The sequence below is a fragment of the Aeromicrobium ginsengisoli genome (genome assembly GCF_004134905.2).
GTDB lineage: Bacteria > Actinomycetota > Actinomycetes > Propionibacteriales > Nocardioidaceae > Aeromicrobium > Aeromicrobium ginsengisoli.
In genome coordinates this window covers 1,021,948-1,040,065 of the sequence record NZ_SDPQ02000002.1, presented here as the reverse complement: position 1 = coordinate 1,040,065, position 18,118 = coordinate 1,021,948, and the positions used below count along the sequence as shown (strand labels likewise).

The window sequence follows — 18,118 nt, the reverse complement described above, 5'->3', positions numbered from 1 at the left end:
GCTCGCTCTGGAACTCATCGCAAGACTCCGAGACCGCCGCGGCGGGGCGCCGAGCCGAGGGAGGCTTCGAGGCTCACGGAGTCCAGGTGATGGCGTCCTTGGTCGAGCCGGTCTGCAGATCGACCGACACCAAGGCCTTGCCCTTGGGCACCAGGTAGACCAGGCACAGCTTGGCCGTCGCGCCCGGCAGGAAGCTCTTGGGCAGCGTCGAGCTCTTGCACGGCTTGAAGTTGCCGACGATCTGGTTGGCCGGCAGGTTCGTGTTGCTCGAGTCGTGGGCGAAGATCGGCAGCGCGGCGCCACCGAGACCGGCCGGACCCTCGTTCTTGACGATCAGGTCGACATAGAACGGCGACGACGCCTTGGACGCGGCGTCGAGGGAGAAGAACGCGAAGTCCCGCTTGATCGAGCCCTTGCGGACCGAGGCGACGGTCACCGTGATCGCGCTGGCCGCCTTGTCGCCGACCTGGTAGACCACGCTGGCCGGCTTGTCCTCGGTCAGCGTCGTGCCGCCCTTGGTGAGCGTGACACCCTTGGGCACCTCGAAACCCTTGGGCACCGGCACCGCGTCGGACTTCTTGCCGCCGTCCGACGAGCCCCCGCAACCAGCGACGAGCGCGAGGGCGGCCACGGCCGCGACGATCCTGAATGACTTCACGCGCCGATTGTCGCCCACGAGTGGATCAGCAGCCCGGCAGACGCGCCGCGAGCCACGACGTCACCTGGTCGAGCGCGATGCGCTCCTGCGTCATCGAGTCGCGCTCGCGGATCGTCACCGCCTGGTCGTCGAGCGTCTCGAAGTCGACCGTGATGCAGTACGGCGTGCCGATCTCGTCCTGCCGGCGATAGCGCTTGCCGATGGCCTGCGCGTCGTCGAAGTCGACGTTCCAGAAGCCCCGCAGCTCAGCAGCCAGGGCCCGCGCCTTGGGCGACAGGTCCTCGTTGCGCGACAGCGGCAGCACGGCGGCCTTGACCGGCGCGAGCCGCGGATCGAGCTTGAGGAGCGTGCGCGTGTCCGTGCCGCCCTTGGCGTTGGGCACCTGCTCCTCGACGTACGCATCGATCAGGAACGCCATCATCGAGCGGTTGACCCCGGCTGCGGGCTCGATGACGTACGGCGTCCAGCGCTCGTTGTTGGGCTGGTCGAAGTAGATCAGGTCCTTGCCGGAGTGCTCGCTGTGCGTCTTGAGGTCGAAGTCGGTGCGGTTGGCGATGCCCTCGAGCTCGCCCCACGTGGAACCGGCGAACTCGAAGCGGTACTCGATGTCGACCGTGCGCTTGGAGTAGTGCGAGAGCTTCTCCTGCGCGTGCTCGTAGAGCCGGAGGTTGTCGGGGTTGATGCCGAGGCCGGTGTACCAGTCCATGCGCGTCTGGATCCAGGTCTCGTGCCACTCCTCGTCCGTGCCGGGCTCGACGAAGAATTCCATCTCCATCTGCTCGAACTCGCGGGTGCGGAAGATGAAGTTGCCCGGCGTGATCTCGTTGCGGAAGCTCTTGCCGATCTGGCCGATGCCGAAGGGCGGCTTCTTGCGCGACGTGGTCATGACCTGCGCGAAGTTGATGAAGATGCCCTGTGCCGTCTCAGGCCGCAGGTAGTGCAGGCCCTCCTCGGACTCGACCGGGCCGAGGTAGGTCTTGAGCAGGCCGTTGAACATGCGCGGCTCGGTCCACTCGCCGCGGGTGCCGCAGTTGGGACATGCGATCAGGTCCATCGTGACGGTGTCGGGGTCGTCGAGGCTCTTCTTCTCGGCGTACGACTCCTGCAGGTGGTCCTGACGGAAGCGGTTGTGGCAGTGCCGGCACTCGACGAGCGGGTCGACGAATGCCGCGAGGTGGCCGGAGGCCTTCCAGACGTCGGTCGGCAGGATCACCGACGAGTCGAGGCCGACGACGTCGTCGCGGCCCTGCACCATTGACCGCCACCACTGGCGCTTGATGTTGTCCTTGAGCTCGACGCCCAACGGGCCGTAGTCCCAGGCGGACTTGGTGCCGCCGTAGATCTCCCCGCACTGATAGACGAAGCCGCGGCGCTTGCTGAGGCTGATGACGTTGTCGACGGTCGATGCCATGGGGAGGTGTTTCCAATCCGGCTGGGTGTCGGCGGGCCTGTGTCCGTCATCGTGATGACGTACGCCCGAGGGTTCGACTCACTTTAGTCGCCGCAGCACTGACGCTCGGCGCCGCCCGCCCTCAGCGCTCGTGCCCGGCGGCGAGCCAATCGGCGTACGCGCGGATGCCTCGCTCAAGGTCGAGCTCTGGCTTGAAGCCGGTGTCGGCGCTGAGCCGGCTGACGTCCATGTGGGTATCGGCTGGCGGCAGGTGCGGACTGCGTCCTGGCAGCAGCTCCACCGCCGCACGACCCGTCACGCTCCTCAGGGCGTTGACGACGTCGCGATTCGTCGTCACCTCCCCGCGACCGATGTTGTACGTCTGATGGTTGAGGCGCGGTGCCACCTGCAGCAGAGCAATCGCGCGGGCGCAATCGCGTACGTGGATCGCGTCGATCCCGTCGTCCTCATGGAGGAACTCACCCATCGCCGACGCCCGAACGGCTCCGTGCACGAGCTGGGGCAGGCCGAAGAAGGGCGACCGCTCACGACCCAACGGACCCCAAACCGCACCGATCCTCGCGCTCACCACGTCCAGACCGGACGTTCCGGAGACCGCATGCGCGAGGATCTCCGCGATCTTCTTGTTGGCCTGCAAGGCGCGCGGACTCGACACGGGCAGCATCGCGTCCTCGCGATAGACCTGCTCGTCGACGCCGGCGTAGACGCCGATCGTGCTGGCTTGCACCATCCGCCGGGCCCCCCATTTGCGTGCTGCTCGCAGCATCGTCAGGGTCGAGGCGGTCGCGCGGTCCAGCTCATCGAGCGGGTCGCCCTGCCCCAGTCGCGCCGACGCGAGGTGAACGATCCCGGTGATGCGATGGCGGCGACCCAGTGCCAGCACGCTCGCCTCGTCGACACAGTCGACCGTGTCGAGGACAAGCCGGTCCTCGGGCACGTCGATCAGGAACGCGGGCGGCGCCGCCATGGAGCGCTGTGCCGCAACACACGACTCGCCGAGGTCGAGCAGCGCACGGCACACGTGCGCTCCGATGAATCCGAGCCCACCCGTCACCAGGATCATCCACGTCCCCAATCGATAGCCTGCTAATGAAATGGTAGCCCGGGTTCATGAGCAGGCAAATGACTATCCTGACGAGATGGCTGACGTCCTCCGGCTCCTGACCCGCGCGCAGAAGCTGGTGTCGACGGCATCCGACGACGCCATGCGCCCACATGGCGTCAGGATCGGCCAGAACCTGATCCTCGAGGTGCTCTGGGACGAGGACGAGCTCACGCCGGGTGAGCTCGCCCGGCGACTGCATCTCGCGCCGCCCACGATCGTCAAGACGACGACCCGCATGGAGGCTGCCGGACTCCTGGAGCGGATCCCTGATCCCCTCGACGGCCGCCTCGTACGACTTCGGCTGACCGCCCACGGTCGGGCCTGCCAGACCCCGATTCAGGAAGCACGGCGGCTCCTGGCCGAGCGGGCGACCGCGGACCTCACCGCCGAGGAACGAGCAGTGCTGGAAGTCGCCCTGCAGAAGATCATCGACGCGATGAGCGAGCAGCAGTAGCTGGTCCCCGGCGGTACCAAACCTCGCCACCGCGTCCGTTCCGCAAGCGTGACTACCGAAGGATTCACGCATTTGTTACCGGAATCCCTTGACCCGGACTTTGTTAGTACGCTTTATTAACTATGTGACCCAGATCAACGAGGCCCGTACGCGCAGCACCGCCGGCCGCCGACCCGTCGGCAAGGTACGCCCTGCGGACACCCGTCGGCATCACCGCGCGCTGATCCTGCAGCAGCTCGTCGACGAGGGTGCCCGCAGCCGCGCCGACCTCGCCCGCGAGACGTCCCTGACTCGCGTCACGATCTCCGACCTCGTCGCCGAGCTGATCGACGAAGGATTCGTCAGCGAGCTCGGCACCCGCCCCGGCACCCACATGGGCAAGCCCGCGACGCTGGTCGGCATCTCGGAGGACGCCCCCGTCACGATCGCGCTCGACCTGTCGGCCGACGGCCAGCTGTCGGGCGGGGTCGTCGACCTCGACGGCCACATCCTGGCCCGCGAGCAGGTCCCCTTCGTGCGCGGCGACGACCTCTCGGTGATCTCCGACCTCGCGATTCGCCTGCAGGCCGCCACGACCCGTCGCATCCTCGGCGTCGGCATCGGCACCCCTGGCATCGTCGACGCCGCCGGCACCGTGGTCCTGGCGCCCAACCTCGGCTGGACCGACCTGGACCTCACCGGCGAGCTGTCCAAGGCGATCGGCCTGCCGGTGCACGCCGGCAACGATGCCAACGTCGCGGCGGTCGCCGAGAGCGCGTTCGGCGCCGGTGACGACGGCGGCCTCCTGCTGCTGACCGTCGGCCAAGGTGTCGGCGGCGGCGTCATGATCGACGGTCGCGCGCTCTCCGGCCCCCTGCAGTCGGCCGGCGAGATCGGGCACGTCGTGGTCGATCCCGACGGTCGCCAGTGCGCCTGCGGCAACCGCGGCTGCCTCGAGACGTTCCTCGCCGCGCCCGCGCTGCGTCAGCTCGACAGTGACGCGGCCCGTGCCGAGGTCGGCACGCGGCTCGCCTCGGTGCTGACTCCCGTCGTGACGACGCTCGGCATCGCCGACGTCGTGCTCTACGGTCCCGCCGAGCTGCTCGAGGGCGCCCTGCTCGACGCCGTGCGCAGCGCGCTCGCCCACCAGACCCTTCCTTTCGTCGCGCAGCGTGTCCAGATCCGACTGGCCCCGCTGGACGACGAGCTCGTGCTCACGGGCGCGGCAGCGCTCGTGCGCTACCGCGAGCTAGGGGTGGTGTGACCTGCCGACAGTGCTCGACCCAACTTCGCAACGTACGACCAGGAACGACCCGAAAGAGGACAAACCATGAAGCTCACCAAGATCGCGGCGGTGGCGGCGGCATCTGCCGTCGCCCTGACCGCACTGGCCGCCTGTGGTGGCAGCAGCGACGGCGACAAGGCCGAGGGCGGGTCGGACACCGTGACCCTGTGGCTCGCCGGCAAGGAGGACACCCCCAAGAAGGTGGAGGACTGGCTCGTCAAGGAGTTCGCCGCGCAGCACAAGGGCAAGAACCTCAAGGTTCAGCACATCGACTGGGGTGAGCTCATCCCCCGCCTCAACACCGCGCTCCAGAGCGACAAGACTCCCGACGTGGTCGAGGTCGGCAACACGCAGGCCGCGACGTTCACGAGCGTCGGTGCGTTCACGGACCTCACGGACAAGCTCGACCAGCTCGGCGACAACATCGGCCCCAAGAGCTTCGTCGAGGCCGGTACGTACGACGGCAAGGTCTCAGCCGTCCCCTACTACTGGGGCTCGCGCTACATCTTCTACAGCAAGAAGGCGTTCAAGGACGCCGGCATCGAGATCCCGACGACCCTCGCGGGATTCAACGACGCGGCCGTCAAGCTCAAGGCCGACGGCGGCGACAAGTACTCCGGCTTCTGGCTCCCGGGCCAGGACTGGCGCAACGGCATCAGCTGGATCTTCGCCAATGGCGGCGACATCGCCAAGCAGGAGGACGGCAAGTGGGTCGCCACGCTGTCATCGCCCGAGAGCGTCAAGGGCCTGACCGAGCTGCAGGGTCTGTACGAGAAGGCGACCACGGCACCCAAGGACGGCAAGGACGCCGAGCCGTGGACCGCGTTCAACAACGGCGAAGCGGCGATGTTCATGGCGCCGAGCTGGGCCCGCTGGAGCGTCGACAAGAAGAAGGCGGCCGATCTCGGGGGCTTCGCCCTCCCGGGCACCGAGGGCGGCGCGGCACCCGTGTTCGCCGGCGGCTCGAACCTCGGCATCTCGGCCAAGTCCAAGAACCAGGACCTCTCGTTCGACCTGCTCAAGCTGATCTACAGCGACGAGTTCCAGCAGCAGCTGGCCAAGAACGGTCTGGGCCCGGCCAACGACACGTTCACCGGCCTCATGGGTGACGACGAGTTCGCCAAGGCCGCCGTTGCGGCGGCGAGCAACTCCAAGCTGACCCCGGCGTCGCCGGAGTGGGCCTCGGTCGAGAGCGCCAGCATCATGGAGGAGTTCTTCGGCAAGATCGCCAGTGGCGGGGACGTCGCCGCGGCGGCCAAGGCCACCGACGACAAGCTCAACGCAGCACTCAACAAGTAGGACACTCCGCACTCAGCAACCCGTTCCTTGAGCTTGTCGAAAGGACCTTTCGACAAGCTCAAGGTGCGGCTGGGCGCGTACCCATCACCACGAGAGGAGGGACAGCATGAGCAGCACCCGCTTGAGGCGCAAGGCCGGACCGTACGCCCTGCTCGTCCCGGCCACCCTCGTGCTGTTCGTCGGCATGGCGTATCCGCTGGGTCGTCAGCTGATGCTGTCGTTCCACGAGTTCGGCCGGGCCCAGCAGTTCGGCCAGCCCGCGCCGTGGGTCGGCCTCGACAACTACCGCGAGCTCGTGACGGACCGCACGATGTGGACCGTCATCGCCCGGTCGCTGGCGTTCTGCTTCGTCAACGCCTCGATCACGATGGTCCTCGGCACGTTGATCGCGGTGCTCATGAAGCGGGTGGCCACCGCGCCGCGCCTGATCCTGCAGATCAGCATGCTGCTGGCCTGGGCGATGCCGGTCATCGCGGCGATGACGGCGTGGCAGTGGCTGTTCGACACCCGCTACGGCCTGGTCAACTGGTCGCTGCGCAAGCTCGGCTTCGCCAGCTTCGACGGACACAACTGGCTGATCGACCCGCTCTCGTTCTTCTTCGTCGCCAGCGTCATCATCATCTGGATGAGCGTGCCGTTCGTCGCGTTCACGGCGTACGCGGCGCTGACCCAGGTCTCGGAGGAGACGCTCGAGGCCAGCCACCTCGACGGGGCCACCGCGACCCAGCGCTTCCGCCACATCGTCTATCCCACGATCAAGCCCGTGCTGACGATCGTCGCGCTGCTGCAGATCGTGTGGGACCTGCGGGTGTTCGCGCAGATCAACTTCCTGCAGAACGTCGGCGGCACCCCGAGCGAGACGCATCTGCTCGGCACCTACATCTACTCGCTCGGCATCGGCCAGAACGACTATGGCTCCGCGTCCGCGATGGCCATGTTCGTCCTGGTGCTGACGCTGGTCCTGACCGTCCGCTACGTGTGGTCACTGCTCAAGGAGGAACCCCGATGAACGCCCGAGCCCGTCTGTGGGGCGCCGTCGCGATCGTCCTCGCCGTGATCTGGGCGTTCCCGGTCTACTGGATCGCCAACAGCGCGTTCCAGCCCGTCGAGGCGCTCCGCTCCCCCAACCCGTCGTTCCTGCCCGACTTCAGCGCGTCAGGTTTCGGCCGGGTGTTCGACGCCTCGTTCGTCGACTCGCTCAAGCTCAGCCTCACCGTCACGCTGCTGGCGATCGTGGCCGCCGTGCTCTGCGGCTTCGTCGCGGCCGTGGCGATCTCGCGCTTCCGCTTCCGCGGCCGACGGTCGTTCATCTTCACGGTGCTGGCGATCCAGATGATCCCGCCCGAGGCGCTGTTCATCTCTCAGTACAAGATGCTCAACGACTGGGGCCTGCTCAACAGCGTCGTCGGCCTCGGCCTGCTCTACACCGCCCTGATCCTGCCGTTCACGGTCTGGATGCTGCGTGGCTTCGTCGACGGCATCCCGATCGACCTCGAGGAAGCCGCGATGACCGACGGCTGCAGCCGCACCCGGGCGTTCTTCACGATCACCTTTCCCCTCCTCGCGCCCGGCCTCGTGGCGAGCAGCGTCTACGGCTTCCTGCAGGCCTGGAACGAGTACACGCTGGCGGTCGTCGTGATGGACCCGTCCAACCGGACCCTGCCGCTGTGGCTCAGGGGCCTGACCGACGTGTCCAACGAGGCGGTCGACTGGCCCGCCGTGATGGCGGGTGCGACGCTCGTCGCGACGCCCGTCATCATCTTGTTCATGATCGTGCAGAACCGGATGACCTCGGGCATGGTCGGCGGGGCGGTCAAGGGATGAGCAGCACGAGACGCATGGCGTACGGCGTGATGCTCGGTGCGTTCGCCGGTCCCACGGTGCCGGACTGGCTCCCCGGTGCGTACGCGCACGGGCTCGCCGGGGTGTGCCTCTACGGCAACAACATGGCACGTGACACCGAGATTGCCGATCTGGCCCGCGCCGTGCGCGACATCGACCCGTCCGCGGTCCTCGCACTCGACGAGGAGGGCGGCGACGTGACCCGTCTCCACGCGCGCGAGGGCAGCCCCTACCCGGGCAATGCCGCCCTCGGCGCGTACGACGACGCCACCGCGACACAGGCGATCGCCGCCGGCATCGGTGCCGAGCTCGCACGGGCCGGCATCTGGCTCGACCTCGCACCCAGCGCCGACATCAACAGCAACCCGCGCAATCCCGTCATCGGCACGCGGAGCTTCGGCGCCGATCCCGAGCTGGTCGCTCGCCACACCTCGGCGTACGTCTCAGGGCTCGCATCGCAGGGCGTCGCCGCGTCGGTCAAGCACTTCCCCGGCCACGGCGACACCAGCGCCGACTCGCACCTCGGACTCCCCCGCGTCGCCGCGCCGGCCGACGTGCTCCGCGCCCGAGAGCTGGTCCCGTTCACCGCGGTCCTCGACGACGCTGCCACGATCATGACGTCGCACGTGCTGCTGGAGGCGTTCGACGACCAGGAGCCCGCGACCCTGAGCCGCGCCGTGCTGACCGGGCTCCTGCGCGACGAGCTGGGATTCGGCGGTGTCATCGTGACCGACGCCCTCGACATGGCCGGGGCGAGCGCGGTGCACGGTATCGGCGGTGCAGCGGTGCTCTCGCTCGCTGCGGGTGCGGACCTGTTGTGCCTCGGACCCGAGCAGACGTCCTCGCCGCACACGATCGAGCAAGCCGTCGACGCGGTGTGCCGCGCCGTCGAGTCGGGTGACCTGCCGCTCGCGAGGCTCACCGAAGCAGCCAAGCGGGTCGGCGCGTTGCGCGAGACGTGGAGCGGCATCGCCGTGCGGGACGACGCTGATGAGGTCATCGCAGCGGCCCGCCAGGCGTCTGCCCACGTCGCTACGGGCCTCATCGCCGGCGCACCCCGCCTCGACGGCCCAGCGACCGTCGTCCGTATCGACACCGGCACCAACCTCGCTGTCGGCGACACCGCGTGGGGCGAGCTCGACCTCGGCGGCTGCCGCCTCGACCTCACCGCCGACGACCTCCCGGCACAGACGCCTCTCGACGGACAGGTGGCGATCGTCGTACGCCGCGCCGCGGCCGCCCCCGCCGTCTGGGCCTGGATCCAGGTCCAGCTGGCCGCCAACCCGAGCACGGTGCTCGTCGAGCTCGGCTGGCCCGACCCCGCACTCGACGCGTACGACCGGGTCGTACGCACCTACGGCTCGGCCGCGGTGCTCACCGATGCCCTGGCGTCAGCGATGCGAGGCGGCCGATGAAGGTCCGGCTGGGTCTCGACATCGGCGGCACGACCGTGCACGGCATCGCGGTCGCCGCCGAGGAGCCACACCACGTCGTCACCGAGGAGACGCACCCGACCCGCAAGGGCGGCGACGGCGTCGTCGGTGGATCCCTCGACATGGTGGCGGCGCTGCGCTCCGCGCTCCCGCCCGACGCCGAGATCGTCAGCATCGGATTGGGCGTGCCCGGCATCGTCAACGCCGGCGCCGTGACCCACGCGGTCAACCTCGGACTGGACGGCGATCCACTGGATCTCGCCGCCCTCGTCTCAGCGGGCGCCGACGGCGTCCCGACGTCCGTCGAGAACGACGTCAAGGCGGCGACGCTCGGTGGCCTGCAGTGGCTGCGTGAGCAGGGTTCTGACATCGATGACCTCGCGCTGCTCAACGTCGGCACCGGCATCGCCGCCGGGCTGCTGCTCGACGGCCGTCTTCGCCACGGCTCCCGAGGCATGGCCGGCGAGATCGGCCACCTCGTGCACGACCCCACCGGCCCCCTCTGCCCCTGCGGTCGGCGCGGCTGCCTCGAGCTGTATGCATCGGGCAGCGGTGTGCGTCGGCAGTGGGCCGGCACCGCCGCGGAGCTGTTCGAGGCCGCCGAAGCAGGCGACGCCGACGCCACCCGCATCCGCGACGAGCTGACGTCCGGCATCGCCCAGGCCATCACGCTGCTGGCCTACAGCGTCGATGTCAGCTGCGTCCTCGTGACCGGCGGCGTCGTCTCGGCCACCCCGGCCCTGCGCGAGGCGATCCTCGCCCGTCTGCGCGCGGACGAGAACACCTCGCTCGGTCGGCTGGCCGGCATCGCCGAGCGCGTACGGTGGTTGCCCGCCGGGCATCCCGCCGGCGCACTGGGCGCCGCGCTGCTCGGCGCGGGAGACGAGGAGGTTCGTTCATGGAGGTCGTGATCGTCGCCGATCGAGAGGCCGCGGGAGCGCTCGTCGCCGACATCGTCGTGTCGCACGTACGTCCGGGCGCGGTCCTCGGCCTGGCGACCGGCTCGTCGCCGTTGCCGGCCTACCGAGACCTGATCCGGCGTCGCAGCGAGGGATCACTGAGCCTCGCCGAGTGCCGGGCGTTCCTGCTCGACGAGTACGTCGGCCTGCCCCGTACGCACCCGGAGTCGTACCACTCGGTGATCCGGCGTGAGTTCACCGACGAGGCCGGGCTGGACCGTGTCGACGGCCCGGACGGCGAGGCCCAGGACATACCGGCCGAGGCAGCACGCTACGAGGCCGCGATCGCCGCGGCCGGTGGCGTCGACGTGCAGCTGCTCGGCATCGGGACGGATGGCCACCTCGGGTTCAACGAACCCGGCTCGTCGCTCGCCTCCCGCACGCGGGTCAAGACCCTGACCCGCCAGACGCGGGCCGACAACGCGCGCTTCTTCGACTCGGCCGACGACGTGCCGCGGCACGTCATCACCCAAGGTCTCGGCACGATCCTCGATGCCCGGCACCTCGTGCTCATCGCCACCGGCGAGGGCAAGGCGGCTGCGGTCACCAGTGCAGTCGAAGGCCCGGTGTCGGCGTTCTGCCCGGCGTCGATCCTGCAGCTGCACCCGCGAGCGACCGTCGTGGTCGACGAAGCCGCAGCGGCGAGCCTGCAGCTCGCCGACTACTACCGTGAGGCGTGGGACAACAAGCCCGCCTGGCAACGGTTCTGACGCAGCCCGGTCCTTGAGCTTGTCGAAAGGACGCCCCTTCGACGAGCTCAAGGACCACAGGCTTCAGCTCAGGCGGCGGCCCGACTCCGTGGCGAACACGTGGAGACCGGACGGGTCCTCGGGTGCGAGGTGGATCGTCTCGCCCTTGGCCGGCGGCTTGCGCCAGTCGGCACGCGCCACGATGGTCTGCTCGGTGCCGTCGACGTCGGCACGACCGTAGACGTAGGCATCGGCGCCGAGCTCCTCGACGACGTCGACCTCGACCTGCAGGCCCGTGCTGCTGACGACCAGGTTCTCCGGGCGGACGCCCAAGGTCACGGTCTTCGCGTCGGCGTCCGCGAGGGCATCGCGGCCGACCGGCACGACGGAGTCGCCGAAGCGCACTCCCCCGTCGACGACCGGGAGCTCCATGAGGTTCATGCTCGGCGAGCCGAGGAAGCCGGCGACGAACAGGTTGGCAGGGCGGTCGTACATCTCGCGCGGAGCGGCGCACTGCTGCAGCACGCCGTCCTTGAGCACCGCGACGCGGTCACCCATCGTCATGGCCTCGACCTGGTCGTGCGTGACGTAGACCGTCGTCGTGCCGAGGCGGCGCTGCAGCTGAGCAATCTGCGTCCGCGTCTGGACACGCAGCTTGGCGTCGAGGTTGGACAGCGGCTCGTCCATCAGGAACACGCGCGGCGAGCGGACGATCGCCCGGCCCATCGCGACGCGCTGGCGCTGACCGCCGGACAACGCCTTGGGCTTGCGCTCGAGGTATTCCGTGATGTCGAGCATCGCCGCGGCCTCGGCGACCCGCTTGCTGATGTCGGACTTGTTGGTGCCGGCGATCTTGAGCGCGAAGCCCATGTTCTCGGCGACCGTCATGTGCGGGTAGAGCGCGTAGTTCTGGAAGACCATCGCGATGTCGCGGGCCTTGGGCGGCAGGTCGGTGACGTCCTGCTCACCGATGAGGAGCCGGCCTTCGTCGACCTCTTCGAGTCCGGCCAACATGCGCAGCGACGTGGACTTGCCGCAACCGGAGGGACCGACGAGTACGAGGAACTCGCCGTCCTCGACGTGGAGGTCGAGCTGGTTGACCGCCGGGCGGTCCTGACCTGTGAAGACTCTGGTGGCCTTCTCGAACGTGACTGATGACATGCTGATGTTTCCCTTCACCGGCAGGTACGTGCCGGACGATCCGAGTGATGGGTGATGTGGTGGTGCCCGCTCATCCTACAGTGAGCCATGTCACGCTCTTCGCTGCTCTGGTCATTTGACAATGATTCCCAACTACTTGAGAATCGTTCTCATGAAGAAGCCTCTCGCCCTGCTCGGCGCGCTGCCCCTCGTCCTCCTCCTTGCCGCATGCGGCAACTCCGCGAAGGGCAATGACGACACGACCAACGTGGTCGCGTCGTTCTACCCGTTCGCGTACGTCGCCGAGCAGGTCGGGGGCTCCCACGTCAAGGTCTCCAACCTGACGGCGCCCGGCATGGAGCCGCACGACCTCGAGCTCAAGCCCAAGCAGGTCGGGGACGTCCAGAACGCCGATCTCGTGATCTACGAGAAGCACTTCCAGGCCGCCGTCGACGACGCCGTCAAGCAGGCCGGCCGGTCGACCAAGGACACCGTTGACGTCGCCACGGTCGTCAAGCTCAAGCAGCTCCAGCCCGGAGCCGCGGAGGAAGGACACGACCACAGCGACGAGGATCCCCACACCTGGCTGGACCCGCAGAACATGGTCGCGGTGACCAAGGCCGTGGAGGCCAAGCTCTCTGCCGTCGACCCCGACCACGCCTCCGACTACGCCGCCAACGCCTCGAAGCTGGAAGGTGAGCTGGAGACCCTCGGCACCGACTTCGCGACCGGACTCAAGACGTGCAAGAACCGCACCATCGTCACGAGCCACGCCGCGTTCCAGTACCTCGCCGACCGCTACGACCTGACGCAGGTGCCGATCGCCGGCATCGACCCGGCCAACGAGCCGTCGCCCGCGCAGCTCGCCGACATCACCGATCTGGTCCGCAAGGACAAGATCACCACGATCTTCACCGAGGAGCTCGTGAGCCCGGCCATCGCCGACACGATCGCCAACGAAGCCGGAGTGAGGACCGCTACGCTCGATCCCATCGAGGGTCTGTCCGACGCGACCAAGGACCAGACGTACCTGACGCTCATGCGCAAGAACCTCGAGACCCTGAGGAAGGCCAACTCCTGTTCATGAGCACTGACACCACGCAGCCGCTGAAGGCACGCGGCGTGAGCGTGGCACTCGATGGTCGGCCTGTCCTGCGACAGGTCGACCTCGACGTGTCCGCGGGAGAGTTCGTCGCGCTTCTGGGCGCCAACGGCTCCGGCAAGTCGACGTTCGTCCGCGCCGCCACCGGGTTGATCCCGATGAGCGGCGGCACGGTCGAGCTGTTCGGCACACCGCTCGCTCACTTTCACGAGCGCCACCGCATCGGGTACGTCCCGCAGCGCTCCCGCGCCGTCGCCGGCGTCCCCGCGACAGTGCACGAGGTCGTCATGAGCGGCCGCCTCGCACATCGCCGACTGTTCGGCTGGAGCACCAAGGCCGACGCGGCTGCCGTGACCGCGGCGATCTCGCGGGTCGGGCTGCCCGACCGTACGCGATCATCGCTCAGCGAGCTCTCCGGCGGCCAGCAGCAGCGCGTGCTCATCGCCCGGGCCCTGGCCTCCGAGGCCGAGCTGCTCGTGATGGACGAGCCCACGGCCGGCGTCGACCACGACAACCAGGAGTCGCTCGCCGAGCTGCTCGGTGGCCTGGTGCACGAAGGCACCTCGGTCCTGCTGGTGGCGCACGAGCTCGGCCCGCTGCGTCCCCTGATCGACCGCGCGATCGTGCTGCACGCCGGCGAGATCGCCTACGAAGGCCCGTGCGAGGGTCTCGTCGGCGAGGACCACGCGCATGTCCACATGCACACCGGACAACCCCCCATTCCCGAGGGACTCACTGGCGAAGGTGTCTGGAGGTGACGGCATGACAGAGATGCTCAGCTACGAGTTCATGCAGCGAGCGCTGATCGCGGCGGTCTTCACGGGCCTCGCGGCACCTGCGATCGGCACGTTCCTCGTGCAGCGCCGCCTCGCCCTGCTCGGCGACGGCATCGGCCATGTCGCCCTCACCGGCGTGGCGCTCGGCCTGCTCACCGGATTCGCGCCGGTCCTGACCGCCGTGGTCGTCGCGGTGGCCGGTGCGGTCGTCATCGAGCTCCTGCGCATGTTCGGCCGCACGAGTGGTGACGTCGCCCTCGCGATCCTCTTCTACGGCGGGCTCTCCGGCGGTGTGCTCCTCACCAACCTGGCCGGCGAGAGTGCAGCCAAGCTCAACAGCTACCTGTTCGGCTCGATCACCACCGTGTCGGACGGGGATCTCAAGGTCGTCGCGATCCTGGCGGTGCTCGTCATCGCGCTGGCGGTCGGCCTGTCACCTCAGCTGTTCGCGGTGTGCCAGGACGAGGAGCACGCGCGGGTCAGCGGAGTGCCCGTACGCCTCTACAGCATCCTGATCGCCGTGCTCGCCGCGGTCACGATCACGGTCGCGATGCGTACCGTGGGGCTGCTGCTGGTGTCGGCGCTGATGATCGTCCCGGTAGCGGCGTCGCAACAACTGACCCGCAGCTTCCGCACCACGCACGCGGCGGCGATGGCGATCGGTCTGTTCGCCGCGCTCGGTGGTGTTGTCTCGAGCTACCAGATCAACACGCAGCCCGGTCCGACGATCGTGATGCTCGCGCTCGCGGTGTTCGCGGTCGCGGCACTGTTCGGCGCAGCGATGAGGCGGCTTCGCGGCCACCGCCAACCGGTAGATTTCGCACGAGGAGACATCTGATGGTCGAAGCCCCCCGCAACACCCGCCAGCGCCGCGCCGTCGTCGCGATCCTCGAGGACCTCGACGGCTTCGCCAGCGCGCAGGAGATCCACGACATCCTCAAGAAGCGCGGCGAGTCGGTCGGCCTGTCGACGGTCTATCGCAGTCTCCAGGTCCTCGCCGACGCCGCCGAGGTCGACGCACTGCGCAACGACGACGGCGAGGTGCTCTACCGCCAGTGCAGCGCCGGGCACCATCACCACCTGGTGTGCCGGTCCTGCGGGCGTACCGTCGAGGTCGAGGGGCCGACGGTCGAGCGCTGGGCCGACAAGATCGCCGAGGAGAACGGCTTCCAGGACGTGGCACACACGCTGGAGATCTTCGGCACGTGCAACAGCTGCGCCAGCGCTCGCGCCTAGCGGATCAGCGGCACGAACCGGTAGAGGCCGTGGCGGGTCACCTCGGGCGTACGCTCGGCGTCGATCGCGACCCTGGTCATCGAGCCGGCCACCGGGATCACCAGGATCCCGCCGGGCGCGAGCTGCTCCACGAGCTCGTACGGGAGGCTGTCGCTCATCGCCGACACCAGGATCCGGTCGAACGGTCCGTCCTCAGGGCGCCCGAGCGCACCCTGCTCGGCCGGCTCGATCCGCGTCCACGGCATCTCCTCGCCGGCCAGGTTCTCCCGGCCCCGCTCGACGAGCTCCGGCACGATCTCGCAGCCGATGACCTCGCCGCCGGGACCGACGAGACGGCCCAGCAACGCCGTCGTCCAGCCGGTGCCGGATCCGACGTCAAGCACCCGCATGCTCGGCTGCACGTCGAGCAGCTCCAACATGTCCGCGACGGTCGAGGGCTGCGAGCAGGTCTGCCCGTGGCCGACCTCGAGCGCCTGGTCGAGGCCGGCCGAACCCCGCTGCCGCCGCGGCAGGAAGCGTGCACGCTCGACCTTGCGCATGACCTCGGCCGTGTCCATGCCCGGAACGTACCCTCAGGTCGTTCCACTACCCTCGCGGCTGATCAGTGAGCGTGGCATCCGCGCCCGATCCGGCAAGGCCGAGGATTGAGGCGCACCGAGGTTGTGCGGCGAAGGACGAGAACGCCGCCGGTCGAGATGCGGGGCCGCGCGAACCGGCCGCGTGGGAAGTGGGACGACCTAGGCTGGGTGCATGACCCCCCGTTGCGTGACTGGTGATGCGCTGACGGCGCAGGACGTCTATGACATCTGGAAGATCCGCGATGCGGTGTTCGCCGTCGAGCAGCAGGTCGACGAGGAGGACGTCGACGGCCGCGACCTGCTGCCGACCACGACGCACCTCTGGCTCGACGACGCAGACGGCCCGACCAGCTACCTGCGGGTCTATGTCGGCGACGACGGCGTTCGCCACATCGGCCGGGTCTGCACGCGCAAGGACCAACGCGGACAGGGCCTCTCGGGGCGACTCATGGCCGAGGTGTCGCGACTGTGGGGCGACGGCGAGCTGCAGCTCAACGCGCAGGCCTACCTCGAGAGCTGGTACGAGTCGTTCGGCTACGCACGCGCCGGCGAGGACTACCACGAGGCCGGCATCCTGCACACGCCTATGTCGCGGACTCCGTCGACTGCCCGCTGACCGCGGCCGTCACCTTCTTGACCGCGGCCTCGAGTCGCGACTGCAACGAACGTTCATAGGTGTTCACCGCAGTGCTGGCCGTCACGTACTCGGACGCCGCGCTGATGTAGGTGCTCCGACCGGAGTCGAGGTCGTCGGCTCCCCTCCCGGCATCCTTGAGCATGGCCTTGAGCGCGTCCCGGACTTGATCAGCCGTGCTCTCCTGCCCTTCGGGCACCGGAACCTTGTTGAACGTCGCCAAGACCTTGGTGAAGCCGGGAATGAGCTTGGTCCGGATGGGCCCTCCGTCGGGCAGCGAGCGCTCGGAGATGAACTGGTCGATCTTGACGTCGAGCGCCGTGTTCGCGGCCTTGACGAACGGCTGGCCGACGATCGCCTCGTCGAGCACCTCTGAGACGGCGTCGTACGGCTTCTTGAGCGTCTTCTGCGTCCTGACCGCAGCGAGGTACGTCTTGGAGTGCTCCTTGCCCCACGCCGGCGCGTCACCGAGCGTGGGAGTCTTCGCGATGGCTGCGTCGAAGGCGACCTTGACCCGCGCGGCGTCGTCAAGCTGCCGGGGGTTGAGTGCCGACTGGACCGCGGAACGGTAGGCCGACACCTTCTTCGTGTAGGCCGCGGCGACCTGAGCGGCAGCGGCGACGTCATCGGAGCGGTGCTGCTTGCGGATCAAGAAGAATGCGGTGGTGCCGATCGCGGCCACCAGCACGAGGCTGAAGGCGACGATGCCGGCGATGATGACGTTGCGTTTCCCCCTGGAGACCATGTCCCCACGCTATCGAAGACGACCTGTCTACGAGTCGGCGGTCACCTCCGCGACCGCCTCGGCGACGTCGCCCTTGACCCGCGTCGCGTAGTCGTTGATCGCCTCTGCCACCGCCTGGAACTCGTCCTGATAGCTGAACGAGAAGTTCTGCCGGCTGTCGATGCGGGCCGCGAGGACCGACGCCTGGTCGATGACGTACTGCGCGGCGTCATGCACCTTCGCCGCCAGCTCCTCCTGCCCCTTGGGCACCGGTACGCGGTCGAACGCGTCGCGGGCTTTGACGAATGCCGGGATGAGCTCGGAGCGGACCCGTGTGCTGGTGGTGATGAACCCGTATCCGACGTAGTCGGTCGCTCGCAGCTCCAGCACCTTGCGCGCAGCGGTGATGAACGTCAACGAGATGTCGGCCCTGCGCAACGTGGCGCTGAGGCGCTTGAACGGCCGGAGCACGGTCGCCTCGGTCTGCGCCGCCTCGGCATACGACGCGGAGTGCTCGCGCCCGTACGCCGGCGCGCCTCCGAGCCGCGGCGGACCGGCCATCGCGCGGTCCAGCACCTTGCTCAGCGCGCCGGGATCGCTCGCGTCGGCCTTGTCGACCTTGGCAATGATCGAGGAGCGGAAGGCGTCGACCTGGGCGAGGTAGGTCTGCGCGACCTCCTCGGCCTCCTCGACCTGGTGGGACTGCCGCTGGTCCTGCACGATGACCAGTCCGCCGATGACGATCGCGATCAGGATCGTCAGGACGACCGGCAGGGCAACCGCGACCTTGCGCGCGGGGACGTTCACCCCCACA

20 protein-coding genes are annotated in these 18,118 nt (G+C 68.6%); 13 read left to right on the top strand and 7 right to left on the bottom strand.

Features of this window, described 5'->3' with window-relative positions:
• Positions 1-73: 73 nt before the first annotated feature.
• The 3 genes from ESP70_RS11870 to ESP70_RS11860 form a co-directional block, all read right to left on the bottom strand.
• The gene (locus tag ESP70_RS11870; RefSeq protein ID WP_149689455.1) at positions 74-658 is read right to left on the bottom strand and encodes a hypothetical protein; all 585 of its coding nucleotides are present in this window, start codon (positions 656-658) and stop codon (positions 74-76) included.
• Between the two features lie 25 nt (positions 659-683).
• Entirely contained in the window at positions 684-2,069 is a 1,386-nt protein-coding gene (locus ESP70_RS11865; RefSeq protein ID WP_149689454.1) for a glycine--tRNA ligase, read from the bottom strand.
• 121 nt (positions 2,070-2,190) lie between these two features.
• Positions 2,191-3,132: an NAD-dependent epimerase/dehydratase family protein gene (locus tag ESP70_RS11860; RefSeq protein ID WP_149689453.1), complete on the bottom strand. Its 942-nt coding sequence runs from the start codon at positions 3,130-3,132 to the stop codon at positions 2,191-2,193.
• 76 nt (positions 3,133-3,208) lie between these two features.
• Here ESP70_RS11860 and ESP70_RS11855 point away from each other — a divergent pair, with 76 nt between their 5' ends.
• The 8 genes from ESP70_RS11855 (at position 3,209) to nagB (ending at position 11,135) form a co-directional block, all read left to right on the top strand.
• Positions 3,209-3,628: a MarR family winged helix-turn-helix transcriptional regulator gene (locus tag ESP70_RS11855; RefSeq protein ID WP_149689452.1), complete on the top strand. Its 420-nt coding sequence runs from the start codon at positions 3,209-3,211 to the stop codon at positions 3,626-3,628.
• 124 nt (positions 3,629-3,752) lie between these two features.
• Positions 3,753-4,871 (top strand): ROK family transcriptional regulator, encoded by a 1,119-nt coding sequence (locus ESP70_RS11850; RefSeq protein WP_246162008.1) that lies wholly within the window; start codon positions 3,753-3,755, stop codon positions 4,869-4,871.
• 66 nt (positions 4,872-4,937) lie between these two features.
• Positions 4,938-6,191 carry an extracellular solute-binding protein gene (locus tag ESP70_RS11845; protein WP_149689451.1) on the top strand — a complete coding sequence of 418 codons (1,254 nt, stop codon included), beginning with the start codon at positions 4,938-4,940 and terminating at the stop codon, positions 6,189-6,191.
• Positions 6,192-6,297: 106 nt separating this feature from the next.
• The gene (locus ESP70_RS11840) at positions 6,298-7,200 is read left to right on the top strand and encodes a carbohydrate ABC transporter permease (protein WP_149689450.1); all 903 of its coding nucleotides are present in this window, start codon (positions 6,298-6,300) and stop codon (positions 7,198-7,200) included.
• Positions 7,197-8,015 carry a carbohydrate ABC transporter permease gene (locus ESP70_RS11835; protein WP_149689449.1) on the top strand — a complete coding sequence of 273 codons (819 nt, stop codon included), beginning with the start codon at positions 7,197-7,199 and terminating at the stop codon, positions 8,013-8,015. Before ESP70_RS11840 ends, ESP70_RS11835 begins: the two co-directional genes overlap by 4 nt.
• Positions 8,012-9,448: a glycoside hydrolase family 3 protein gene (locus ESP70_RS11830; RefSeq protein WP_149689448.1), complete on the top strand. Its 1,437-nt coding sequence runs from the start codon at positions 8,012-8,014 to the stop codon at positions 9,446-9,448. Before ESP70_RS11835 ends, ESP70_RS11830 begins: the two co-directional genes overlap by 4 nt.
• Positions 9,445-10,377, top strand: coding sequence for an ROK family protein (locus ESP70_RS11825; RefSeq protein ID WP_149689447.1), 933 nt, complete (start codon positions 9,445-9,447; stop codon positions 10,375-10,377). Before ESP70_RS11830 ends, ESP70_RS11825 begins: the two co-directional genes overlap by 4 nt.
• Positions 10,365-11,135: a glucosamine-6-phosphate deaminase gene (gene nagB / locus ESP70_RS11820; protein WP_149689446.1), complete on the top strand. Its 771-nt coding sequence runs from the start codon at positions 10,365-10,367 to the stop codon at positions 11,133-11,135. Before ESP70_RS11825 ends, nagB begins: the two co-directional genes overlap by 13 nt.
• A 63-nt stretch (positions 11,136-11,198) precedes the next feature.
• Here nagB and ESP70_RS11815 read toward each other — a convergent pair whose 3' ends face one another.
• Positions 11,199-12,275 (bottom strand): ABC transporter ATP-binding protein, encoded by a 1,077-nt coding sequence (locus ESP70_RS11815; RefSeq protein WP_149689445.1) that lies wholly within the window; start codon positions 12,273-12,275, stop codon positions 11,199-11,201.
• Positions 12,276-12,426: 151 nt separating this feature from the next.
• Between ESP70_RS11815 and ESP70_RS11810 the strand changes: the two genes are divergently transcribed.
• Genes ESP70_RS11810 through ESP70_RS11795 form a run of 4 tightly spaced genes read left to right on the top strand, consistent with a single transcriptional unit; the run spans position 12,427 to position 15,368 of the window.
• A complete protein-coding gene (locus ESP70_RS11810; protein WP_149689444.1) occupies positions 12,427-13,341 on the top strand; it encodes a metal ABC transporter substrate-binding protein in 915 nt (304 codons plus the stop codon).
• Positions 13,338-14,114 carry a metal ABC transporter ATP-binding protein gene (locus ESP70_RS11805; RefSeq protein WP_149689443.1) on the top strand — a complete coding sequence of 259 codons (777 nt, stop codon included), beginning with the start codon at positions 13,338-13,340 and terminating at the stop codon, positions 14,112-14,114. The genes ESP70_RS11810 and ESP70_RS11805 overlap by 4 nt, the downstream gene beginning before the upstream one ends.
• Before the next feature lie 4 nt (positions 14,115-14,118).
• Positions 14,119-14,970 (top strand): metal ABC transporter permease, encoded by an 852-nt coding sequence (locus ESP70_RS11800; RefSeq protein ID WP_149689442.1) that lies wholly within the window; start codon positions 14,119-14,121, stop codon positions 14,968-14,970.
• Positions 14,970-15,368, top strand: a complete 399-nt coding sequence (locus ESP70_RS11795) for a Fur family transcriptional regulator (protein ID WP_149689441.1) — start codon at positions 14,970-14,972, stop codon at positions 15,366-15,368. Before ESP70_RS11800 ends, ESP70_RS11795 begins: the two co-directional genes overlap by 1 nt.
• Here ESP70_RS11795 and ESP70_RS11790 read toward each other — a convergent pair.
• Entirely contained in the window at positions 15,365-15,925 is a 561-nt protein-coding gene (locus tag ESP70_RS11790; RefSeq protein WP_149689440.1) for a protein-L-isoaspartate O-methyltransferase family protein, read from the bottom strand. The genes ESP70_RS11795 and ESP70_RS11790 overlap by 4 nt on opposite strands.
• 193 nt (positions 15,926-16,118) lie before the next feature.
• On the opposite strand from ESP70_RS11790, the gene ESP70_RS11785 reads away from it, so the two are divergent.
• Positions 16,119-16,562 carry a GNAT family N-acetyltransferase gene (locus tag ESP70_RS11785; RefSeq protein ID WP_149689439.1) on the top strand — a complete coding sequence of 148 codons (444 nt, stop codon included), beginning with the start codon at positions 16,119-16,121 and terminating at the stop codon, positions 16,560-16,562.
• Here the strand turns inward: ESP70_RS11785 and ESP70_RS11780 are convergent.
• Both ESP70_RS11780 and ESP70_RS11775 read right to left on the bottom strand, forming a co-directional pair.
• The gene (locus ESP70_RS11780; RefSeq protein ID WP_149689438.1) at positions 16,531-17,325 is read right to left on the bottom strand and encodes a hypothetical protein; all 795 of its coding nucleotides are present in this window, start codon (positions 17,323-17,325) and stop codon (positions 16,531-16,533) included. The genes ESP70_RS11785 and ESP70_RS11780 overlap by 32 nt on opposite strands.
• A gap of 27 nt (positions 17,326-17,352) precedes the next feature.
• Positions 17,353-18,111, bottom strand: coding sequence for a hypothetical protein (locus tag ESP70_RS11775; protein WP_149689437.1), 759 nt, complete (start codon positions 18,109-18,111; stop codon positions 17,353-17,355).
• Positions 18,112-18,118 lie beyond the last annotated feature (7 nt).